Origin of the sequence: Spirosoma soli (assembly GCF_042684525.1) — a bacterium.
Classification (GTDB): domain Bacteria; phylum Bacteroidota; class Bacteroidia; order Cytophagales; family Spirosomataceae; genus Spirosoma; species Spirosoma soli.
This window is the reverse complement of record NZ_JBHULN010000002.1, coordinates 94,831-116,055: the sequence shown is the minus strand read 5'-3', so window position 1 is coordinate 116,055 and position 21,225 is coordinate 94,831. Positions and strand designations below refer to the sequence as shown.

At 54.2% G+C, this 21,225-nt stretch carries 18 protein-coding genes; 7 read left to right on the top strand and 11 right to left on the bottom strand.

Annotation, left to right across the window (positions count from 1 at the left end):
* Positions 1–16: 16 nt before the first annotated feature.
* The 4 genes from ACFSUS_RS04005 to ACFSUS_RS03990 form a co-directional block, all read right to left on the bottom strand.
* Complete coding sequence (locus tag ACFSUS_RS04005; RefSeq protein ID WP_381519411.1) at positions 17–1,225, bottom strand: amine oxidase; 1,209 nt, start codon at positions 1,223–1,225, stop codon at positions 17–19.
* A gap of 126 nt (positions 1,226–1,351) precedes the next feature.
* On the bottom strand, positions 1,352–2,158 hold the full coding sequence (locus ACFSUS_RS04000; RefSeq protein ID WP_381519408.1) for a 5'-methylthioadenosine/adenosylhomocysteine nucleosidase: 807 nt from the start codon (positions 2,156–2,158) through the stop codon (positions 1,352–1,354).
* 61 nt (positions 2,159–2,219) lie between these two features.
* Positions 2,220–3,545: an NCS2 family permease gene (locus ACFSUS_RS03995; RefSeq protein ID WP_381519405.1), complete on the bottom strand. Its 1,326-nt coding sequence runs from the start codon at positions 3,543–3,545 to the stop codon at positions 2,220–2,222.
* Between the two features lie 60 nt (positions 3,546–3,605).
* Positions 3,606–4,337, bottom strand: coding sequence for a 6-phosphogluconolactonase (locus tag ACFSUS_RS03990; RefSeq protein WP_381519403.1), 732 nt, complete (start codon positions 4,335–4,337; stop codon positions 3,606–3,608).
* A gap of 329 nt (positions 4,338–4,666) precedes the next feature.
* On the opposite strand from ACFSUS_RS03990, the gene ACFSUS_RS03985 reads away from it, so the two are divergent.
* Positions 4,667–4,972, top strand: a complete 306-nt coding sequence (locus tag ACFSUS_RS03985) for a hypothetical protein (RefSeq protein WP_381519401.1) — start codon at positions 4,667–4,669, stop codon at positions 4,970–4,972.
* Between the two features lie 41 nt (positions 4,973–5,013).
* Here ACFSUS_RS03985 and ACFSUS_RS03980 read toward each other — a convergent pair whose 3' ends face one another.
* Positions 5,014–6,381 carry an alkaline phosphatase D family protein gene (locus ACFSUS_RS03980; protein WP_381519400.1) on the bottom strand — a complete coding sequence of 456 codons (1,368 nt, stop codon included), beginning with the start codon at positions 6,379–6,381 and terminating at the stop codon, positions 5,014–5,016.
* Between the two features lie 73 nt (positions 6,382–6,454).
* On the opposite strand from ACFSUS_RS03980, the gene lysA reads away from it, so the two are divergent.
* Positions 6,455–7,723 carry a diaminopimelate decarboxylase gene (gene lysA, locus ACFSUS_RS03975; RefSeq protein ID WP_381519397.1) on the top strand — a complete coding sequence of 423 codons (1,269 nt, stop codon included), beginning with the start codon at positions 6,455–6,457 and terminating at the stop codon, positions 7,721–7,723.
* 106 nt (positions 7,724–7,829) lie between these two features.
* The gene (locus ACFSUS_RS03970) at positions 7,830–8,543 is read left to right on the top strand and encodes a YebC/PmpR family DNA-binding transcriptional regulator (RefSeq protein WP_381519394.1); all 714 of its coding nucleotides are present in this window, start codon (positions 7,830–7,832) and stop codon (positions 8,541–8,543) included.
* A 68-nt stretch (positions 8,544–8,611) separates the two neighbouring features.
* Here the strand turns inward: ACFSUS_RS03970 and ACFSUS_RS03965 are convergent, their stop codons facing one another.
* Complete coding sequence (locus ACFSUS_RS03965) at positions 8,612–9,457, bottom strand: T9SS type B sorting domain-containing protein (protein WP_381519391.1); 846 nt, start codon at positions 9,455–9,457, stop codon at positions 8,612–8,614.
* 54 nt (positions 9,458–9,511) lie between these two features.
* Between ACFSUS_RS03965 and ACFSUS_RS03960 the strand changes: the two genes are divergently transcribed.
* Positions 9,512–10,843: a hypothetical protein gene (locus tag ACFSUS_RS03960; RefSeq protein ID WP_381519388.1), complete on the top strand. Its 1,332-nt coding sequence runs from the start codon at positions 9,512–9,514 to the stop codon at positions 10,841–10,843.
* Positions 10,844–11,821: 978 nt separating this feature from the next.
* Here the strand turns inward: ACFSUS_RS03960 and ACFSUS_RS03955 are convergent.
* Positions 11,822–12,667: a T9SS type B sorting domain-containing protein gene (locus ACFSUS_RS03955; RefSeq protein ID WP_381519391.1), complete on the bottom strand. Its 846-nt coding sequence runs from the start codon at positions 12,665–12,667 to the stop codon at positions 11,822–11,824.
* 54 nt (positions 12,668–12,721) lie between these two features.
* On the opposite strand from ACFSUS_RS03955, the gene ACFSUS_RS03950 reads away from it, so the two are divergent.
* Positions 12,722–14,053, top strand: a complete 1,332-nt coding sequence (locus ACFSUS_RS03950) for a hypothetical protein (protein WP_381519388.1) — start codon at positions 12,722–12,724, stop codon at positions 14,051–14,053.
* A gap of 806 nt (positions 14,054–14,859) precedes the next feature.
* Here ACFSUS_RS03950 and ACFSUS_RS03945 read toward each other — a convergent pair.
* A complete protein-coding gene (locus ACFSUS_RS03945) occupies positions 14,860–16,317 on the bottom strand; it encodes a circularly permuted type 2 ATP-grasp protein (protein ID WP_381520515.1) in 1,458 nt (485 codons plus the stop codon).
* Positions 16,318–16,538: 221 nt separating this feature from the next.
* Here ACFSUS_RS03945 and ACFSUS_RS03940 point away from each other — a divergent pair, with 221 nt between their 5' ends.
* Positions 16,539–17,138 (top strand): outer membrane beta-barrel protein, encoded by a 600-nt coding sequence (locus ACFSUS_RS03940; protein ID WP_381519386.1) that lies wholly within the window; start codon positions 16,539–16,541, stop codon positions 17,136–17,138.
* A gap of 43 nt (positions 17,139–17,181) precedes the next feature.
* On the opposite strand, the gene ACFSUS_RS03935 is transcribed toward ACFSUS_RS03940, so the two are convergent.
* Both ACFSUS_RS03935 and ACFSUS_RS03930 read right to left on the bottom strand, forming a co-directional pair.
* Positions 17,182–18,168, bottom strand: a complete 987-nt coding sequence (locus tag ACFSUS_RS03935; RefSeq protein WP_381519383.1) for an aldo/keto reductase — start codon at positions 18,166–18,168, stop codon at positions 17,182–17,184.
* 66 nt (positions 18,169–18,234) lie between these two features.
* Complete coding sequence (locus tag ACFSUS_RS03930; RefSeq protein ID WP_381519381.1) at positions 18,235–19,302, bottom strand: Ldh family oxidoreductase; 1,068 nt, start codon at positions 19,300–19,302, stop codon at positions 18,235–18,237.
* A 109-nt stretch (positions 19,303–19,411) separates the two neighbouring features.
* Here ACFSUS_RS03930 and ACFSUS_RS03925 point away from each other — a divergent pair, with 109 nt between their 5' ends.
* Positions 19,412–20,008, top strand: coding sequence for a hypothetical protein (locus ACFSUS_RS03925; RefSeq protein WP_381519378.1), 597 nt, complete (start codon positions 19,412–19,414; stop codon positions 20,006–20,008).
* A gap of 24 nt (positions 20,009–20,032) precedes the next feature.
* Here ACFSUS_RS03925 and ACFSUS_RS03920 read toward each other — a convergent pair whose 3' ends face one another.
* The gene (locus ACFSUS_RS03920) at positions 20,033–21,166 is read right to left on the bottom strand and encodes an NAD(P)/FAD-dependent oxidoreductase (RefSeq protein ID WP_381520513.1); all 1,134 of its coding nucleotides are present in this window, start codon (positions 21,164–21,166) and stop codon (positions 20,033–20,035) included.
* Positions 21,167–21,225 lie beyond the last annotated feature (59 nt).

Sequence of the window (21,225 nt, the reverse complement as noted above, 5' to 3'; positions counted from 1 at the left end):
AAGCCTTATTATTTTATTAAAACGTAATCATTTTTTCGGCTGGATCGGCCAGTTCTGCCAGTGCAGCTGCTACGGTTGATTGCGCATTCAGCAATGCCTTCGCGTAAGGTTTGTATAACACCCGACCCGGTGGGGTTGTCGTTAAATCAGCGTCCCACAGGCCGGATTGGTGCCAGCGGTCGAGGTGATCCCAGTCGGGACGGTCGATGATCGGGTACAGACAAACACCCCATAACGGAACACCGTCGCGAATGACAGCGGCACACTCGCGGCCAATCATGTCAATCCAGATCGGTCGGTCGATACCCGGATGGCTGGTTTCTGTCAGTACGATAGGCCGGTTGTAGCGTCGGTAGGCTTTCGTAAACAACCAACGGGGCTCCACCCAGCGAGGGTCAGGGGGCGTATCGTTCCACGGTAAGAAACTGCCCAGGCCCAATAGCCACTGATTATTGTAGTAATAATTAAAACCCAGAATATCTAAAAATGCAGGCGAGCCACCCAGCTCTGGGCACATTTGTCCGGCCAGCATGTCAACTGCCTGAAATTGATACTCGTCTTCAACCGCTGCGTCGAGTATTTGCTGTTCCGTGGCATTCATGGGCGGCACGATCTGTACTAAAGGCTCGGTGGTCAGAATCCGGATCGTGGGGTCTAACTCGCGCATGGCTGCTACGCCTTCGATGTACGCTCGCATCAGGCCGTACTTAACTTCCCAGCCCTGCCCAACACAATACGGTGACGTACCACGAGCATCGCCCCCTAACCACGACATAAAGCTAACCTCATTAATAGGGGTTACTATGAGCTGATCGTAAGGATAGCGATCGCGGTAGAACTGAACAAACGCCCGGCACAGAGCCGCAAACCGGCGGGCGAACATGGGGTGCAGGGGCGTAAGGTCGTCTGGATAGCCAAAGTGGCAAAGATCCCAAATCTGCTGAATACCCTGTCTGTGCCCTTCTACCATCATTTGTTCAACAATGGTCCAGTCGTATTGGTAAGGAATCTTCTCAATCTGGCTCCAGCGAATACCTTCCCGCACGGTTCCGATATTGAACAGGCCAAGGTGTTGGTAATCTTCTTTGATCAATTGCAGATGACCTGTCAGCGGTAGAAAATCTACGCGGTTGCCGAAGCAGTTGAGTTGGTCGGTGCATTCGTAACCTGCCCACCAAAAGGTTTGAAATGGATTGGTGAGTACAGGAGTGATTTCATTAATCATCAAGTGGTCCCGTGATCGTATAGGTGATGCTCAAAGATCACAAAAAGGGGAGGTGCTATCAAGAAGATAGCACTTTTTCGAGGGTAAGGCCCGCTCTTATGGTCTGTTTTGTGTAAGATGTGTATACTATAACGCCTGCACGATAGCCAGCACCAACTTAGCTGAATTACGGGCTGCTGTCTTATAAAAGGTGAGCATGTCCTGCCGGGCGTTGCTGTTGGCCTTATCACTCAAGCTGCGAATGACTAAGCATGGGGTACCTTGCTGATAGCACACCTGTGCAACGGCGGCTCCTTCCATCTCGGTAGCGTCTGCTTTATAATCCGTCCGTAATTGGTTAACCCGCGCTTCTGAATTTACGAATTCGTCACCCGTCACGACAGTGCCCGTCACCACAGAAGGTGGGCGTGAGGTAAACGGAATTTGCTCGAATGTAGTTTTCTGAGCCGTAGCCACCGCTTTTATCAGGAGTAAAGAATCCGCAGGGAAGTAAGCAGGATTCATGCGCTTGCTTATCGCATCGCGGGTTTGATTGGTTGGTTTTTGCTCGAACGTAACGCTGTGGTAATCATGATAGCCGGTCAGCCGGGCAATAACAATATCACCCGGTTGCAGATCCGGACTGACGCCACCGGCTATCCCCGTGAATATGATCCGTTCAGGACGAAAGTACGCCAGCACAAAGGCAGTGGTCATGGCTGCATTCGTTTTGCCAATACCCGTTTCGGCAACGACGACCTGGCGATTACCAATAGAACCGGTGGTAAAGGCAATACCATTAAGCGTATCTGTTTTCGGGTTCTTCAGGGATTGCTGCACGAGCTTAACTTCTTCATCGAATGCGCCAAGCAGCGCCGTAATGGGCTGAGGCTTGTATCGTTGGGCAAGCGTAAGCTGCGATGAGAGCAGGAGCAGCCAAAATAAATTTTTCATTAAACAAAGTTAGTTGACAAACAAAGTTACGTTGACCTACAAATATCCTTCATTTACCGGTTTATTGCCCGGTCGTTAGGGCTAGTATACAAAAAGCGTCGACAATCCATAAGCCTAGGGAGACTTCGCGCCCTTTACCCACGGCTACTTTCACGACTGTCCACGACAAAAAACCCCAGATCAGCCCTTGCGTAATGGAATAGCTAAACGGAATCAGGACCAGCGCCAAAAAAGCGGGTAACGCATCGTCTAATTGCCCCCACTCGATGCGGGTAACGGGCTTCATCATGAAAGCGCCGACTAGCACCAGCGCTGGTGCAGTGGCAATGGCAGGAATGATTGATAGCAACGGCGATAGAAACAAAAACGGCAAGAAGCAGCACCCGGCCACTACTGCCGTTAAACCCGTTCGTCCGCCCTGCGCAATGCCCACCGCCGACTCGATGTACGACGTACCAGGGCTAGTGCCAAACACACCCGCCAGCGTCGTGGCCATAGCGTCGGTAAGCAACGCTCGGTTGAGGTTACGGGGTTGACCATCGGCATCATACAAGTCGCCAGCTTCGGCAACGCCGACGAAGGTCGACAAGCTATCGAACAAATCAGTGAAGGCAAACGCGAAAATAACCGGCCAAAGCGACCACTTGAACGAACCTACTAAATCAAGGTTACCCAACAGGCTAAAATCTGGACTTGCCCAAACGCCTTGTAAATTTACTAAGGTTTTTTGCCCGAAGTTAACTGCTGATGCGTCGCCCCAGAGCCGTCCAATGGGCCAGGCCGCCAATGTCGTCAGGACAATACCAATGATGATGGCACCCGGTACGTTTCGCACGACCAAAATGCTTGTTAGTAACAGACCAAATACAAACGTCAGGACGATAGGATCGTCGAAGCGGGCAATACCAACTAACGTAGCCGGGTTAGCAATAATGAATCTGGCGTTTTCAAACCCAATAAGCGTAATGAACAAGCCAATACCGGCCGAAACCGCGTAGCGCAGAGGATGTGGAATAGCCCGCACAATGGCTGATCGAATATTGCCTACCGACAATATCAAAAACAAAATGCCTGCCCAGAACACAGCACCTAGCGCAATCTCCGGTCGAAGCCCCATGCCTTTCACCGCGGTAAACGTAAAAAAGGCATTGAGTCCCATACCTGGGGCCACGACAATCGGGTTGCGGGCATACAACCCCATCATCAAACTGCAAAAAAATGAAAGCAGCACCGTGGCCGTTAGTACCGCACCGAACGGTAATCCGGCCTGACTCAGAATGGACGGATTGACAACAATGATGTACATCGTTGCCAAAAAGGTGGAAATGCCCGCCAGAATTTCAGTGCGGTAGTTTAGGCCTTTAATCGTCATTCGGTGATCATTCATAGTAATGGATTGTATTCGTTGCTGAACATACTATGAATGAAGGTTAATGCCAATAAATGATTACGATTGGGGTAGTAAACTAGCGGCTGCGTTATCGACCCAGACCCGCGCATTGGGATGGGTCTGCACGATACTGGCCGGTACCTGCTCAGTTATAGGTCCCGTCAGTGCTTCGTTAAGCATGGCCGCTTTTTTTGATCCGCTAACTAACAAGATTACCTCATTCGCCTGTGTAAGATGACGTAAACCAAGCGTGATGCCTTGACTCAGTGTCGTTTCCTGCGCGAAATATTTTTGGCCGACGGTTTTAGTGCTTTCGGCCAGCTCGGCCACATGGCAGCCATTGATGAACGGCGTACCGGGTTCGTTGAGCGCAATATGGCCGTTCATGCCCATGCCCACTAATAGTAAATCCAGACCACCGTGGGCGTCAATTATCGCGTCGATCCGGCCGCATTCTGCTTTTAAATCGTCAGATTTGGCGTTGAACGTATGTACTTGATCAGGCCGGAGGTTGAGGGGTATGAAGAGGTCGCGGAACACGTAATACGAACAACTACCCACATCCTCAGGCCCGAACCCAACCCATTCATCAAGACCAATAAACGTACAGCGGCTGATATCGGCTCGTCCGGCTTTAATTAGCTCCACAAACCGATGGTACGTTTCAATCGGCGTATCGCCCGACGCCAGGCATAGCATTGCATCGGGTTTTTGATTGATGACGGCCGCGATATGTTCCGCCGTATGCTGCGACAGCGTATCGTGGTCGGGGAAAATTTGTAAGGTCATCGAATAGAAGTTATTAGTTGGTTGTCATTGAATCCGTACTATACAGTCGTGGTTGATTATTAATGACGAAAGTGACAAAGGCTTAAGAATAACAACAGACTCCTTCGTTTTAACTAGCAAAACAAACATCACTAGTAATGAAGCTGTTTAGGATTTCAGTTCGGGAGCATTTTTTGTCATCCCGACGCAGGAGGGATCTTCGGGTGAGGCTGAAAGCCTCCGGCTAGAGAAGATCCCTCCTGCGTCGGGATGACAAAAAATGCCTGACTTTTATCCTTTTTGTTAAATCCTAAACAGGTCCAATATAATGCCCACAAACTTTGCAACGGATGACTATAGAATTTAGCAATCAAGAGATACAAACAATTAGAAAATACTTTAATAGAATTGATGCTGGAGAAACTCAAAAGCAGTTGCATGGTTTGCATCACGAGTTTCCGGAGTGGAACACTGTTTTTCTCTTGCTAAGAAAATTACTTGCTTACGGGGTTTATTATACCAGTCAAACGGGCCAGGAAATAAGTTACCAGGAGTTGCAGGCAAAAACTCAAAAAGCCGACGACATGCTGGTAAATGTTCACACTCACATTGGTAGATTTGAACAATTATTGGCTACATATATAGCGCACCATTAATGTAAACAACTATACAACCGCCATTTAATCATAATTTAGATTCACTTCAATTCGCTCGCCCGAATATCGCGGCTCCAGCGCTCGGTGCCTTTCTGGTCATACACCTTGATGGTCAGCACCCGGTCTTTCAGCGGACCACTAACCGTCATCATGCTGAAATTGCGATCGGTGACCAGCGTACCGTCGACGTAAGTATCCTGCTTTAGTTCTTCGGGAAGCGGTTTAGCCGGGCTGGATGTCAGTGGCGAAATTGTTACGTCGTAAAGCGGATACAGGCCTTTACGTTCCTGTTTGTGTAAAATGCTGTGGTGACGGTCGCCGGTTATGAAAAGTACGCCCGGAATTTTGGCGTCGGCAATGGCCTTCAGCAGCCGGTCGCGTTCGGTGCCGTAGATGGCATAATTCTCGAATGATTTTGTCGGGTTGATGATCTGCCCACCCGTCACGATAAACTTAAACGTAGCCTTGCTCGAAATCAGGGCATCAAGCAGCCACTGCACTTGTTTATCGCCAAAGTAAACTTTATCTGGTCCGTCGGTCATGTCATCCGGCGCACGAAACGTGCGGTCGTCGAGCATGAAAAATTGGCAGTCGTTCCAAAAGAAGGTACCCGCGCAACTTTCCGGAAAGATGAAGTTGGGATTTGCCCAGAAGAGCTTGAAAGCATCGAGGGTTGTGGCCTTCAGCCAATACGACCGGTCGGAGTCGTTGGGGCCGTAATCGTGATCGTCCCAAATGGCGTAATTATGCGAAGCCGCCAGCAAGGGCTGCATTTCGGGCAACGAACGCGTGTGCGTGTATCGCCGAAGTACACCCGACCGGCTGTTCCAGTCGACTTCGCGCGTGTATGTATTGTCGCCGGTCCAGAGCATGAAATCAGGCTTTTGGGCGGCCAGGACCGTAAAAATTTCGTAGCCTCCACCATAAGGCGTGCCGGGCCGATCGACCTCAGGTTCGTTGACGTAAGTGCAACTTCCGACGCCGAAGCGAAACGTCGGAGGGTCGGTCCGCCACTGCCACAGGCTTTGGGTTTGGAACGTTGTCGGGTAGGGCAGGCTCACCATTCGGCCCTCGATCAACACGTTGTACTCGTACTTTTTTCCGGGTTCCACCTTGTCGGCGAGCAGGTGGGCTGTAAAAGCCGCTTGCTGGTTTGTTTGTACTTCATTAGTTAGATAAACCGGCGTCGGCTTGCCGGCTTCGTGGTAACGAATCTGCACCCGGGCGGGCTGTTTGGTTTGTGCCCACAGCATTACTTCCCGCATGTCTGAGTAGCCTACCATTGGGCCCGATTGAAGCGGATTTGTTGCTTGTGCAGGAGGGCGTTTAACCTTTCTGCTTTGTTGGGGAGACTGAGCCAGACAAGCCCCCATGAAAAGGGCATACCCAAGAAAAAGAACGTGTTTCATAAAACAGTCATTAGCAGTCTTTAGCTGCAAGACAAAGGCGAAAGAATTATATTTGCACCCTAATTTGTGACAAATGCAACTAGAGAACCACCAATATACGATTCAGGGTGTTGACGCGCTGGCCATAGCCGAAGAGTTCGGTCTGCCATTATACGTATATGATGCTGACAAAATTATCGAAAAAATCGGCTTGCTGCGGTCTGCTTTTTCTGGGACACCAGACCGTAGCGTTAATTTAAAGATAAAGTACGCGGCTAAAGCACTTACAAATGTATCAATCCTGAAATTGATGCGGCAACAGGGACTTGATGTCGAGGTGGTGTCGGTTAATGAGGCTCGGTTAGCCCAGCTGGCTGGCTTTGAACCCTCGCAGATCATGTACACGCCCAGCGGAAACGCCTGGAGCGAAATTCAGGAGGCCCTCGAAATGGGGGTGCAGCTGAACGCCGACAGCCTGCCGCTGCTCGAACAAATCGGTCAAACTTACGGTAGCCAATATCCAATTGCTCTCCGAATCAATCCCAGTATTGCCGAGGGCGGTAACTTCAAAATTCAGACGGGGCATGGCGATTCTAAATTTGGTATTCCTATCGACTATCGGGATCAGATCAAGTCCATTATCAGTCAGTATGGTATTCCGGTTGTAGGGCTGCACATTCACACCGGCTCTGATTTTAAAGACGGTAATACGTTCCTGAAAATCGCTGATGTATTGTTCGACCTGGCGATGGATTACCCAGATCTGAAGTTCATTGATTTTGGCAGTGGTTTTAAGGTCCGTTACCGCGAAGGTGACTACGCCACTGACCTCGTTGATTTAGGGGCGAAAGTATCAGCTGCCTTTCGGAGTTTCTGCGAGCGCTACGGCCGCGAACTCGAACTCTGTTTCGAACCGGGTAAGCTGCTCGTCAGTGAAAGCGGACATCTGTTGGCGGGCGTAAACGTAGTGAAGGAGAATCCGACGAGGACATTCGTTCAGGTAGATTCTGGGCTGAATCATCTGATCCGGCCAATGATGTATGATGCGTATCACGACATCAAAAACTTGTCGAACCCGAATGGTGCCGAAAAATCATATACCGTTGTTGGGTATATCTGCGAAACAGACACCTTTGCCACAGATCGGCAGTTACCCGAAGTTCGGACGGGCGATGTGTTATCGTTCGAGAACGCCGGCGCTTACGGGTTTAGCATGGCGTCGAATTACAACGCCCGCCTACGCCCGGCCGAAGTGATGGTGTACGAAGGTAAACCCTACCTGATTCGTCAGCGTGAGACATTTGAAGACTTGCTCAGAGGGCAGGAAATCATTGAATTCGAAGAAGAATTAGTGAAAAATTAATTCATTTAAACACGGAGGTAACAAAGAACTACACAGAGAGCACAACCAAGCTCTGTTACCTCCGTGCTCACCTCTGTATTCTCTGTGTTTTAATCAATTCATCATAATGGGACGCGCATTTGAATACCGGAAAGCCCGAAAAATGAAGCGGTGGGGGCAGATGGCCAAGACCTTCACCCGCATCGGCAAAGACATCGTTATCGCTGTTAAAAATGGTGGCCCTGACCCAGATACGAACGGTCGGCTCCGCGCTATAATCCAAAATGCCAAAGCGGCTAACATGCCGAAAGAGAACGTCGACCGAGCTATCAAAAAAGCGTCGTCGAAAGAGCAGGAGGACTACAAAGAAATTGTCTATGAAGCCTATGCTCCGCACGGCATTGCGCTTGTGATCGAAACGGCAACGGACAACCATAACCGTACGGTGGCTAATGTCCGGAGCTATCTAAATAAACTAGGTGGTAGTTTAGGCACCCAGGGAATGCTCGACTTTATGTTCGATCGTAAGTCAGTATTCCGAATTCCGGCCGATGGCGTTGATCAGGAAGAGCTTGAACTTGAATTAATTGACATTGGTGGAGACGAAGTCGAGTTCGACGAAGAAACGAATCAATACGTTATCTACGGTGAGTTTACCGCTTTTGGTGCTATCCAGAAGTTTTTAGAAGAAAAAGGGTACGAGATCAAACAAGCCGAGTTTGAGCGTATCCCTAATGATTATAAAGAGTTGACAGAAGAAGAAGCCGCCGATGTGGAAAAACTGATCGAACGTATCGAAGAGGACGACGACGTGCAGACGGTCTATCACAACATGAAATAATGATTGTTAAACACAAAAAGGGGAGCTGGTTCACGTGAACCAGCTCCCCTTTTTGTATGCCTTGTTTTCTATCGGATAGTGACGTTCTCTCGCAGGAGCTGGACCCAGCCCTTGATGAGCTGAGCAGGCGCGTTGCGGTCCACCACCGCATACCGCACCCGCACCTGGTAGTAGTACAACCCGCTGGGCAGCTCACTGCCACTGCTGCTTCGCCCGTCCCAGTTCACACTAGGGCTGCTGGCCTCGTACACCTTGGCCCCCCACCGGTTAAAGATCACCAGCTCCACCCCTTCCACAAACCGAGGGCACCGGGCAGCCTCGAACACATCGTTCTTGCCATCTCCGTTGGGGGTGAACACGTTGGGCAGCACCAGCGACGGGCAGGCCTCGTTGCAGACCTTGTTGGAGGGCGCACTCTCCAGCCCCCGGCTGTTCACCGCCGTCACGTAGTAGCAGCCCGCCACCGTGCTCAGACTGCTGTGGGCAAAGCTGGTGGTGGGAGTGGCCAGCTCGCTCAGCAGCGCCAGGCTGTCCTGCACATAGCGGCCGAAGTAGAGCTTGTAGCCCACCACCCTGGCATCGCAGCTGGGCCCTGTGGTGGGCTGCCAGCGCAGCTGGTTGGTGAATTGGGTCTGCTCACAGAGGCTCTCAGAGCTCAGACTGGCACAGTTCAAAGAGTCCAGCCCCAGCCGGGGTGGGCAGGGGCGGGTGGTGTCGGCGGGCTGGGCGCAGAGAAGCTGGCTGTAGTTGGTCAGCAGGCCCAGCCGACTGAGCTGGGCATCGGGGTAGCGGCCCCGGGTCATCACCCGGTAGCAGTAGCTGGAGTCGGCTGAGAGCACCCCAGCCGTGCTGGGTCCTACCGCATCCCCCCCGTCATCAACGAAGGTGTAGCTGGCAGCATTGGTGACGGGCACCTGGGCGATGAGGTCAAAGGGCCCCTGGGGCCCTGAGCGGCTGCGGTAGACATCATGGGTCTGGTTGTCGTTGCTCCAGGGGGTGCTGGCCTGCCAGCTCAGGCCGATGCGCCGGTTGGCCGGGCTGGCTCCCAGCCGCACCGAGGAGGCTGGCTCGGTCACATCCAGCCGGGTGAGCTGGCCGGTGCTGGCTTCGGTGTAGTAGAACTCCAGGCGGTAGGTGTAAGCGCTGTCGGCGGAGTTGACACTGCGGTCGATGTAGACCGTGTCGGCCGTGCCGGGCTGGAGGCTGGTGTTGATCGTAGCGATGGGCACAAAGGCGGTGCCGCCCAGGCCCGGTGCCCGTTGGAGTCGGTACTGGTAGGGCCCGCCCAGGTCGCCGGCCTGCAGGCCCAGGGGTCGGGTCCAGCGGACGGTGATCTGGCCCCGGGGCTGGGTAGGGGTAGGGCTGGTGCGGCTACCGGTGGAGTCGACGGTGACCTGGGTGATGACCGGGGCCAGCAGGGGCAGCTCCAGGCAGGCCTGGGTGGAGACCACGCTGACCCCCGCGTTGAAGCCGGGGTACTGAGCCACGATGCGGTAGGAGTAGCTCACGCCCCGGCGCAGGGTGCTGGTGTCGGTGTAGGTGGTGGCACCCAGGGGCAGGCTGGCGATCCGGGTGTAGCCCGCGGGTATGCCGGTGGTGCAGGCCCCTGGATCGGAGGGGCCACAGCCTTCTTTGCGGTAGACCAGCAGGGCGGCCGTGTCAGGGGCGGTGGCCGGGGGCGAGCAGCTGTAAGGGCTCCAGCTGAGCTGGATGGTGCGGCCGGTGGGGCCGCTGGCGATGGGGCGGGCCGTCAGGTTCTGGACCGGTGGGCCGATGATGCGGATGCGGAAGGTCTGGAAGGAGACCAGCGAGACGGCAGGCTTGGGGGGCACGTCGTTGACCTTGAAGGTGACGTCGTAGGGAGCCTGTCGGATGTGGTTGCAGTTGGTCTGCCAGCGGAAGGTGACGGTGGCGGGTTGGGCCAGGGGCTGGTTGTTGTTGGTCAGACTGGCGTAGTCGGGGGCGATGAGCTGGCCGGGGGGCAGGGGCTGGCGGTCCTGACCGAGGTTGAAGACGCCCCCAAAGCCGGTGATGATGACGCGCTGGCCGTCGGGGTCGGTGGCCGTGACGGGCTGGGTGATGAGGGCGCCGGCGGTGACGCAGAGGTCGGGGATGGGCTGGAGCAGGGGTCTTCGGTTGAGCTGGTCGACGACGACGATCTGCATGTCGCGGGTGATCTCGCCGATGAGCACGCCGTTTCGCCACTCCTCAACGATGAAGGCGAAGTTGTACTGTCCTTCCTCGCCGGGGGCGTCCCAGCAGAGCTCGCCGGTACGGGCGTCGATGGAGAAGGAGGGTGAGCCGCCGGTCTCACTGGTGCGGCTGAAGCGGGTCGGGTCCTGATACGCCGGGATGGGACGATTCTGTGGACAAACTTCGGTAAGTCCTTGCTTTGGTACACTGAGTCGGTAAGCTAAGCTGTCGCCATCGGCGTCGAAGGCGGCTGGGTTGTGGCAGAATCGCTGGCCGACGCGTCCCGAGTCGAGGGGCGGGTTGAGCATGACCGGCGTGGAGTTGAGACCCAAGGGTTCGTTGATCAGAATCGTCGTTGAGACAAAGAATCTAATATCGGAACTAGGCTGCGGCAAGTTCTTGGTGTTTGCATTTCTATTTGGTATCGTCACCGAGATGGTGTACGGTCCTCCACCAGGGTAAGTGTGAATGACCCGATACACATTGATTGAGGATGTATTACTGTTAATGTACGTGCGCGGCAAACGATTAACCGTCTGGGAGGTGCCATCGCCGAAGCAAATTGGGTAAGACTCCGCTTGGTCAGCCGCCGTCTTACCAGCAGGTGTCTCATCGTAATAAGCGGTAAAGGTAATCTCGTAAGTGAGTGAGGTGGCCGAGATCCGTCGGGTGGTGATCTCTCCGGCCCGCACGTGCGAAGCCCGGCTGACGGTCGGCCATAGTAAGGCACCCATCAGCAGGCTCAGCAGCCCAATTGTATACACTAAGCGCATAGAGTTTGCATCATTTTCATTACAACGATTTACATCATAAAAAGTGTGTTCCTTTTCGGATAAGCAAGGTATTTTCTGACCTATTGAACCGGTTTGTTCTCCCTATGTAATTATTTCAGAAATAATCCCTGATAAGCAGGAGCTTCAGACGTAATACTACTGAAATTTCTTAATGCTATTTCGGGCTACGAACGAATAACAGTATACGAATTGGCGTAAAAGTTACAGGTATAAAAAGCAAGGTGGGAGTTGCACCGCTACAAACTGCTTAGCGTTACAACTCCCACCTTTTCTGTTTGTACTGTGCTTGTCTTATCGAATGGTGACGTTCTCTCGCAGGAGCTGGACCCAGCCCTTGATGAGCTGAGCAGGCGCGTTGCGGTCCACCACCGCATACCGCACCCGCACCTGGTAGTAGTACAACCCGCTGGGCAGCTCACTGCCACTGCTGCTTCGCCCGTCCCAGTTCACACTGGGGCTGCTGGCCTCGTACACCTTGGCCCCCCACCGGTTAAAGATCACCAGCTCCACCCCCTCCACAAACCGAGGGCACCGGGCTGCCTCGAACACATCGTTCTTGCCATCCCCGTTGGGGGTGAACACGTTGGGCAGCACCAGCGACGGGCAGGCCTCGTTGCAGACCTTGTTGGAGGGCGCACTCTCCAGCCCCCGGCTGTTCACCGCCGTCACGTAGTAGCAGCCCGCCACCGTGCTCAGACTGCTGTGGGCAAAGCTGGTGGTGGGAGTGGCCAGCTCGCTCAGCAGCGCCAGGCTGTCCTGCACATAGCGGCCGAAGTAGAGCTTGTAGCCCACCACCCTGGCATCGCAGCTGGGCCCTGTGGTGGGCTGCCAGCGCAGCTGGTTGGTGAATTGGGTCTGCTCACAGAGGCTCTCAGAGCTCAGACTGGCACAGTTCAAAGAGTCCAGCCCCAGCCGGGGTGGGCAGGGGCGGGTGGTGTCGGCGGGCTGGGCGCAGAGAAGCTGGCTGTAGTTGGTCAGCAGGCCCAGCCGACTGAGCTGGGCATCGGGGTAGCGGCCCCGGGTCATCACCCGGTAGCAGTAGCTGGAGTCGGCTGAGAGCACCCCAGCCGTGCTGGGTCCTACCGCATCCCCCCCGTCATCAACGAAGGTGTAGCTGGCAGCATTGGTGACGGGCACCTGGGCGATGAGGTCAAAGGGCCCCTGGGGCCCTGAGCGGCTGCGGTAGACATCATGGGTCTGGTTGTCGTTGCTCCAGGGGGTGCTGGCCTGCCAGCTCAGGCCGATGCGCCGGTTGGCCGGGCTGGCTCCCAGCCGCACCGAGGAGGCTGGCTCGGTCACATCCAGCCGGGTGAGCTGGCCGGTGCTGGCTTCGGTGTAGTAGAACTCCAGGCGGTAGGTGTAAGCGCTGTCGGCGGAGTTGACACTGCGGTCGATGTAGACCGTGTCGGCCGTGCCGGGCTGGAGGCTGGTGTTGATCGTAGCGATGGGCACAAAGGCGGTGCCGCCCAGGCCCGGTGCCCGTTGGAGTCGGTACTGGTAGGGCCCGCCCAGGTCGCCGGCCTGCAGGCCCAGGGGTCGGGTCCAGCGGACGGTGATCTGGCCCCGGGGCTGGGTAGGGGTAGGGCTGGTGCGGCTACCGGTGGAGTCGACGGTGACCTGGGTGATGACCGGGGCCAGCAGGGGCAGCTCCAGGCAGGCCTGGGTGGAGACCACGCTGACCCCCGCGTTGAAGCCGGGGTACTGAGCCACGATGCGGTAGGAGTAGCTCACGCCCCGGCGCAGGGTGCTGGTGTCGGTGTAGGTGGTGGCACCCAGGGGCAGGCTGGCGATCCGGGTGTAGCCCGCGGGTATGCCGGTGGTGCAGGCCCCTGGATCGGAGGGGCCACAGCCTTCTTTGCGGTAGACCAGCAGGGCGGCCGTGTCAGGGGCGGTGGCCGGGGGCGAGCAGCTGTAAGGGCTCCAGCTGAGCTGGATGGTGCGGCCGGTGGGGCCGCTGGCGATGGGGCGGGCCGTCAGGTTCTGGACCGGTGGGCCGATGATGCGGATGCGGAAGGTCTGGAAGGAGACCAGCGAGACGGCAGGCTTGGGGGGCACGTCGTTGACCTTGAAGGTGACGTCGTAGGGAGCCTGTCGGATGTGGTTGCAGTTGGTCTGCCAGCGGAAGGTGACGGTGGCGGGTTGGGCCAGGGGCTGGTTGTTGTTGGTCAGACTGGCGTAGTCGGGGGCGATGAGCTGGCCGGGGGGCAGGGGCTGGCGGTCCTGACCGAGGTTGAAGACGCCCCCAAAGCCGGTGATGATGACGCGCTGGCCGTCGGGGTCGGTGGCCGTGACGGGCTGGGTGATGAGGGCGCCGGCGGTGACGCAGAGGTCGGGGATGGGCTGGAGCAGGGGTCTTCGGTTGAGCTGGTCGACGACGACGATCTGCATGTCGCGGGTGATCTCGCCGATGAGCACGCCGTTTCGCCACTCCTCAACGATGAAGGCGAAGTTGTACTGTCCTTCCTCGCCGGGGGCGTCCCAGCAGAGCTCGCCGGTACGGGCGTCGATGGAGAAGGAGGGTGAGCCGCCGGTCTCACTGGTGCGGCTGAAGCGGGTCGGGTCCTGATACGCAGCGATAGTTCGTCCTCGGCATCCATTGTCAGTGAGGCCTTCCTGGGGCACGCTCAATCGAAAGGCGAGGCTGTCGCCATCGGCGTCAAAGGCGGCCGGGTTGTGGCAGAAGCGCTGGCCGACGCGTCCCGAGTCAAGGGGCGGGTTGAGCATGACCGGCGTGGAGTTGAGACCCAAGGGTTCGTTGATCAGAATCGTCGTCGATACGTAGAAACGGATAAGTTCACTGGGTTGAGGCAGGTTTTTAGTGTTTGCATTGCGGTTTGCTACCGTTACCGAGATGGTGTACGGTCCTCCGCCAGGGTAAGTGTGGTTAATTCGATACGTATTGATGGAAGATGTACCGCCGTTAATAAACCGTTTCGGTAAACGGGTTACTGGTGCCGAGGTGCCATCGCCGAAGCAAATGGTGTACGTATCAGCTGGTGGTCCTGCTGCATCTCGTCCTCTCTGTTCGTCGTAATAGGCGGTAAAGGTAATCTCGTAAGTGAGTGAGGTGGCCGAGATCCGTCGGGTGGTGATCTCTCCGGCCCGCACGTGCGTAGCCTGGCTAACGGTTGGCCATAGTAAGGCACCCATCAGCAGGCTCAGCAGCCCAATTGTATACACTAAGCGCATAGAGTTTGCATCATTTTACTCAAAACGATTTTACCCCTGAAAAGTATATTCCTTTCCAGGGGTAAACAGTCAAGTTTTGCTATTTTTCTACCAAATAGTTGTTGAAAGGTAGTTTGGTAATTTTAAGAAATGACTCTGGCTTAATACAGTACCCAGGTGTCTTTACCGCCACCTCCTTGCGAGGAGTTGACAACCAGCGAACCTTTGCGTAGTGCCACACGCGTTAAGCCACCTGGAATCACATTGACATTGTCGCCGTAAAGAATGTAAGGGCGCAAATCAACGTGGCGTCCTTCTGCACGATCGCCTACAATGCACGGCACTCTCGACAGAGAAATAGTCGGTTGGGCGATGTAATTACGGGGGTTTTCCCGGATTTTCTGCCGGAACAGCTCATGTTCTTCCGGAGTAGCTTTAGGGCCAATAAGCATGCCGTAACCGCCGGCTTCATTGGCTTCTTTAACCACCAGCTGCTCAATATTCTCCATTACGTACCGGCAATCTTCTTCTTCGCGGCAGATGTACGTCCGAACGTTGGGAATGATAGCCTCTTCGCCCAGATAATACTGGATAATACGGGGCACGTATGCGTAAATTACTTTGTCGTCGGCTACGCCCGTTCCGGGGGCATTGGCCAATGCTACTCGCCCTTTCTTATAAACGTCGAAAATGCCCGGTACGCCAATCATCGAATCAGGATTGAAGGCCTTCGGGTCCAGGAACGTATCGTCGATGCGTCGATAGATGACATCGACAATCTGAAAGCCTTTTGTGGTACGCATCTTCACGTAGCCACCTGATACGACCAGGTCACGGGCTTCGACCAGCTCAACGCCCATTTGCTGGGCCAGATAGGAATGCTCAAAGTAGGCCGAGTTATAGATGCCCGGTGTTAAGACTACTACAGTTGGATTAGGCCGGTCAGCAATGAACTGAAGCATTTGCAGCAGCCGGGTGGGGTAGTCGGATACAGGCCGAACGCCAGTTTGGGCAAGTACTTCCGGGAAGGTTTGCTTGGTAAGCTCTCGATTCTCAAGCATGTACGATACGCCTGAAGGGCAACGGAGGTTGTCTTCAAGCACCATGAACTGCCCGTCGTCTCCCCGAATAAGGTCGGTCCCGGTAATATGGCACCAGATGCCCTTGGGGGGCTTTACGCCTAAGCAGGGTTGCAGGAAGGATTTGCTGGACTCGATCAGGTCGCGAGGAACCACGCCGTCGTTCAAAATGCGCTGCTCATTATAGACATCATCCAGAAACATATTCAGGGCTTTAATACGCTGGATAAGTCCGGCTTCCAGCTGATTCCATTCGGCCGATTCAATGACTCGGGGAATGATGTCAATGGGCATGATACGCTCCGTGCCTTCTCCTTCCGAATAGACGTTGAACGTGATGCCCATGCTCATCAGTGCCCGCTCGGCTGCGTGCTGTCGGCCGATAATGTCTTCGCGGGTGAGCTGCTCAACGCGTTGCCGGAAGGGGACGTAACCCGCCCGAACCTGCGTTTCGCTGACGAACATTTCGTCGAAGAAGCTCTCGGTCTGATAATCGGTAAATGAGAAATTGGCTGAATTCTGACTTTGCGATTGACTCATGCCATTCATCGCTTGCGATTGGAACTGCATGGTGGGTTTACGTTTCATGCAACAATATATTGCTAATCGGGTCTACAGCCAAATAATTAAAATGTTCTCGTCGCTTTGTATAAAATGACCGCCGAAAAAGTCAATTAAACGTAGTGTTAATTTTAAGAACCAATTACAACTACGTATGATAATGTTGTATCCTTACGGACGACTATAAACCAGATACAGTTATGAAAAGATTACTTCTTATAATGAGCTTATTGATTACAAGTATTTCGGCGGTTACGGCCCAAACGGAGAAAGGCCGCTGGACGGTTGGGGTAAGTGTAGGTAATTTTCAATACAGTTCTCAGAATAACTATCATTCGTTTTCTGGGAGTTTGTCGCCGTCTGCAGGCTATTTTTTTGCCAAAAACCTGGTTGTTGGTACCGGCTTACCCTTAAGTTTATCAACTAATAAATACCAAAGTATCAAGGCTAGTAACTCCGGTATCGGATTGTCTCCCTTTGTTCGCTACTATTTTGGCGATGCCAAACTCAAACCTTATGTGGGGTTGTCTTACGCATACTCAAAAACCTGGCAGCGAAATACAGGTGGTGGCCAGGATTACAAGGGGGAAGGATACACATCCAGCCTGTCGCCGTCGGTAGGTCTCGCTTATTTTATTAACAACAACGTAGCACTAAACGCTGGGTTAGGCTACGTTCATAGCCGCTTTAAAAGTGCTTCTGGTTACTTTGATGTTACCGGGCAGCCAATAGATTCCCCAGCGTCAACATCAAACTATTTCTCGCTTGGTATCGGTTTCCAGATCTTCTTTGGAAAGTAAGCTGGATGCTCACGCCGTAGTCCTATTCACGGCGTGAGCCGAATTACCACAAGTAATGAACCGGATTTTTGATCCGCTCGTCGTAGATTTTCTTAACTGCCGCCATTTGTTCGGGGGATGGTGCCGGGCGTTCCATAGCCTGTAAGTTTGATGCCAGGTGCTCGGGTTTGGAGGCACCGGGAATGATGCAGCTAACTGCGTCGAAGGTTAAAATCCAACGTAACGCATCGGGGGCTACGTTTTGGGCGCCAGGAAAGACGGCTTTTAGCTCGTCGACGGCGGCTAATCCGGTTTCGTAGTCGACGCCCGAGAAGGTCTCGCCCTTGTCGAACGCGTCGCCCTGGCGGTTAAAATTTCGGTGATCGTCTTTCGAGAAGTTCGTGTTTCGGTCAAACTTACCCGTTAGCAGACCGCTCGCCAACGGCACTCGAACGATGATGCCAATCTCCCGACGTTTGGCTTGCTCGAAAAACAATTCGGCGGGCCGCTGTCGGAACATGTTGAAGATGATCTGCACAGACTGTACGTTCGGAAACTCAATCGCTTTGAGCCCCTCTTCTATCTTCTCGACGCTGACGCCCAGGTTTTGAATCTTTCCCTCGTCTTTCAGGCGGTCAAACTCCTCGAAGATTGCGGGGCGGTAGTAGACCTCCGTGGGTGGACAGTGGAGCTGAATCAGGTCGAGTGTTTCCAGCCCCATATTACGCAAACTGTCTTCCACGAAGTTGCGCAGGACTTTAGGCTGGTAGGCTTCATTAACGTGTGGCTGCAAACGTCGGCCGCATTTAGTGGCAACGTAGATCCGCTCTGTTCGCGAACGAACGAGTCGGCCGACCGCTTTTTCGCTTTCCCCATCGCCATACACGTCGGCGGTATCAATGAAATTAACACCCGAGTCGACGGCGGCATTAAGAATTTGATCGGCGTTGTCGTGGCTAAACGAGTCGCCCCATTTGCCGCCTACCTGCCAGGTGCCAAGGCTAATCTCTGAGATAGAAAAACCGGTTTTGCCAAGGTTTCGATACTGCATACCAATTAGTTTATTAACGATTCGCTTAAACAGCTTCTTAAGGTAACCTGCCTGGCGGCCGGAGGTTTATAACGCTACGTTAAATCGTTCGCCTAAATCGGTAAGACTCTGGACCACTGGCTCCACTAACGGAATGCCGTTGGCTAACCGCTCGGCCTCCATTATTCGCTCAGGGTCGCCCGGAATCAGAACCTGATGCCCTTCGACAGCTTTCGCCTGTCGGAACCGCTGAATCCAGGTATCCATATGGCTTTTGAATTCATCCGCTGGCCGGAAGGCGTCAATACGCATGGCCCCAAAAAAGTGGCCAGTGCCCTGACCGACCCCTTCGTTAGCCTGCATGAAACCGGCGGTGGCAAACGGCGGTACCCATGGGCCATAGTTGGCACCCGACAGCACGCCCGAAAAAATATCGACGATTGCTCCCAAACCATACCCTTTATGACTGCCGTGTTCGCGGTCGGTGCCCAGGGGCAGCAAAGCCCCGCCATTCCGAATGGCGTTGGCGTCGGTAGTCGGTTGACCCTCGGCGTTCTGAGCCCAGCCCAGTGGAATGTCCTGCCCTTTTCGTTGTAAAATTTCGAGTTTACCATAGGCCACCGCTGTCGACGCAAAATCAGCCAGGAAGGTTGGCTCGGTGGCGGCTGGTATGGCCACCGCGATAGGGTTAGTACCCAAAAGCTTATCCAGCGAAAACGTTGGGGCCACGAGCGGGGCGGCATGGGTCATGGCCTGGCCAATCATGTCGTGGTCAGCAGCTAGCAGGGCGTGGTAACCCGCAATGCCGAAGTGATTGGAGTTACGCACGGCGACCCAGCCGGTGCCAGCGCTACGCGCTTTCTCAATGGCGATGTTCATGGCCCAGGGACCAACAATGAGCCCTAGCCCCCGGTCACCGTCAACGACGGCAGTGGAGGGGGTTTCGTGAACAACGCGAATGTGCGGCTGAGGGTTGATGCGGCCGTGGTCGTAGAGCCGAACGTAGCCCGGCAGACGAGCCACGCCGTGCGAGTCTACCCCACGCAGGTCGGCACTAACCAAAACGTCGGCGGCTAAGTGAGCGTCAGCCTCAGAACAGCCGATGGCAATAAAAATCTGTTCGGTAAAGGAACGGAGCTGGTTGGCAGTAATCATGGGCGCAAATTAGCCAACACCTGGCGAATGGGTTAAACTTTGCTAAAAAAACAGCCAATGGCTCCACTTTTCCGTTATACTGCAATCTAAAACGTAACGTAACTCACTTATGAACCGCTCGTTTGCCCGATTGCTCACCATTCTTTTAATTAGTTATTGCTCTTTCTTGATACCTCATAACTCACTAGCCCAACCCCGGGATACGCTTACGACCGAACAACTTCTACAACGGAGAGGTACGGCTTATTCTGCTTTGTTACGCCCGTCGCGTTATCTGGCGTTCGACGTAAACCATGCGCTGGGTGGCTTCCGGCGGTACCGTTACTTCGAAGGCGATGAAATTCATTTTAAAGCTCGGGGAGAGAAATATCGTGAGACGCTGTATGAGGTTACCGACAGCACATTCAGCATTCTGGTGGCAAACGAAGTCATGAATCGCGACGAGCCCGTATCGTTTCGCTTTGACGAAGTTGAGAAAATTATGCTCCACCGCCGAATTCCCTTCGTGACGGCTGCCGGAACACTCTTTCCCATTGCTGGGGGCGTGTATCTGCTGGCCGATGTGATCAATAACCGAGGATTTTATTCAAACACCCTGCCCGTTGTCGGTACACTGGTACTAAGTGGAGCCTTGTTCCACGGGATCAGTAATCCGCATATCCGGGTTAACAAAAACCATCGGTTGAAGGTGTTACGAACGTATTGACCAGGCCCGCGAACAGACATACTCTCATACCGCTAACACGTCTCCGTGCGTTTGCCGCATCACGCTTCGCAGGGCAGGCTTAAACGTACCAAAAGCCCATATACCGGCTTCCGTCAGCCAGGGGTGACCAAACAGCTTTTGTACGTTTCGACCCACCCATAACCGACGGGCAAACATAGCCGACCAGCTGCGTTGGTAGCGTCGTTCGAGTTCGGATCGTTCGAGTTGGCTACGTAAAAAAGCGTCGGATAACTCGCTGGCCAGTTTAGCACCGTGAATGGCCATGGCCATTCCGTTGCCGCACAAGGGCGTAATCAGTCCCGCCGAATCGCCCGCCATCAGCATGTGGTGTTCAACGGCTCGTTTGGGAGCAAACGATATTTCGTTAATGACTTCGGGCTTGTCGAATAAGAAATCGGCCTCCTGAAAAACGGCTTTCAAGTGAGGATTCTGACACAAAATGGCCTGCTCCATATCGGCGACGTTACCAAATTGCCGGAGGTTTTCGCGGGTTGTCAGATAACACACGCAGTACTTACCGTCTTCAATGGCCGACATGCCGCAGTAGCCATCCGCGAAATTATGCAGCGCGATTACGTCGTCGGGAAAGTCCATGACAACATGGTACTTAACTCCAATGTAAGGCGACCGATGCGCTGGTGCGGAGGGCTGCATAAACGACCGATTAAGCGTTTTGTCGAGCCGGGTACGTTTGCCGAAAGCCCCGATCACCAACCGGCTTTCCAGCGCTTGACCGTCAGTAAGCTGAACCGTGAAGCGCTCCTGCTCGAACGTTACGTCTTCAACTTGCTCGTTCAGCATGAACTGAACACCGGCGGCTTGGGCAAGGGTGTACAACTCATAGTCGAGGGTATAGCGGCTGATGCCGAAACCGCCCAGGTCGAGGGGGCTTTCGAGCAGCCGTCCCGATGGGGCTGACACCTGAAACCGCTTTATATCAGCTGCCCCTAATCTCATTAAATCAATACCCAGCGACTCGATATAAGGCCGCACCTCGTTTGAGACGTACTCCCCACAAACCTTATGAAAAGGATAGGTCTTTCGTTCAATCAGTGTGACTGTGTGATTGGCCCGCGCCAGTTCTAACGCACTGACCAGACCCGCCAATCCCCCACCAATAATAATAACGTCCTGCATATTCATTCCCTGCTCGCTATTGACACTAAACGATACGTACGACAAACAGTTTTGACCTT

Excerpts from the sequence above, each read along its gene's own strand:
- lysA (WP_381519397.1), top strand. The coding sequence starts at position 6,455 with ATGCAACTAGAGAACCACCAATATACGATTCAGGGTGTTGACGCGCTG.
- ACFSUS_RS03985 (WP_381519401.1), top strand. The coding sequence starts at position 4,667 with ATGACTATAGAATTTAGCAATCAAGAGATACAAACAATTAGAAAATAC.
- ACFSUS_RS03980 (WP_381519400.1), bottom strand. The coding sequence starts at position 6,381 with ATGAAACACGTTCTTTTTCTTGGGTATGCCCTTTTCATGGGGGCTTGT.
- ACFSUS_RS03930 (WP_381519381.1), bottom strand. The coding sequence starts at position 19,302 with ATGATTACTGCCAACCAGCTCCGTTCCTTTACCGAACAGATTTTTATT.
- ACFSUS_RS04000 (WP_381519408.1), bottom strand. The coding sequence starts at position 2,158 with ATGAAAAATTTATTTTGGCTGCTCCTGCTCTCATCGCAGCTTACGCTT.
- ACFSUS_RS03920 (WP_381520513.1), bottom strand. The coding sequence starts at position 21,166 with ATGCAGGACGTTATTATTATTGGTGGGGGATTGGCGGGTCTGGTCAGT.
- ACFSUS_RS03925 (WP_381519378.1), top strand. The coding sequence starts at position 19,412 with ATGAACCGCTCGTTTGCCCGATTGCTCACCATTCTTTTAATTAGTTAT.
- ACFSUS_RS03945 (WP_381520515.1), bottom strand. The coding sequence starts at position 16,317 with ATGAGTCAATCGCAAAGTCAGAATTCAGCCAATTTCTCATTTACCGAT.
- ACFSUS_RS04005 (WP_381519411.1), bottom strand. The coding sequence starts at position 1,225 with ATGATTAATGAAATCACTCCTGTACTCACCAATCCATTTCAAACCTTT.
- ACFSUS_RS03960 (WP_381519388.1), top strand. The coding sequence starts at position 9,512 with ATGGGTCTGGTTGTCGTTGCTCCAGGGGGTGCTGGCCTGCCAGCTCAG.
- ACFSUS_RS03995 (WP_381519405.1), bottom strand. The coding sequence starts at position 3,545 with ATGAATGATCACCGAATGACGATTAAAGGCCTAAACTACCGCACTGAA.
- ACFSUS_RS03990 (WP_381519403.1), bottom strand. The coding sequence starts at position 4,337 with ATGACCTTACAAATTTTCCCCGACCACGATACGCTGTCGCAGCATACG.
- ACFSUS_RS03970 (WP_381519394.1), top strand. The coding sequence starts at position 7,830 with ATGGGACGCGCATTTGAATACCGGAAAGCCCGAAAAATGAAGCGGTGG.
- ACFSUS_RS03940 (WP_381519386.1), top strand. The coding sequence starts at position 16,539 with ATGAAAAGATTACTTCTTATAATGAGCTTATTGATTACAAGTATTTCG.
- ACFSUS_RS03935 (WP_381519383.1), bottom strand. The coding sequence starts at position 18,168 with ATGCAGTATCGAAACCTTGGCAAAACCGGTTTTTCTATCTCAGAGATT.
- ACFSUS_RS03950 (WP_381519388.1), top strand. The coding sequence starts at position 12,722 with ATGGGTCTGGTTGTCGTTGCTCCAGGGGGTGCTGGCCTGCCAGCTCAG.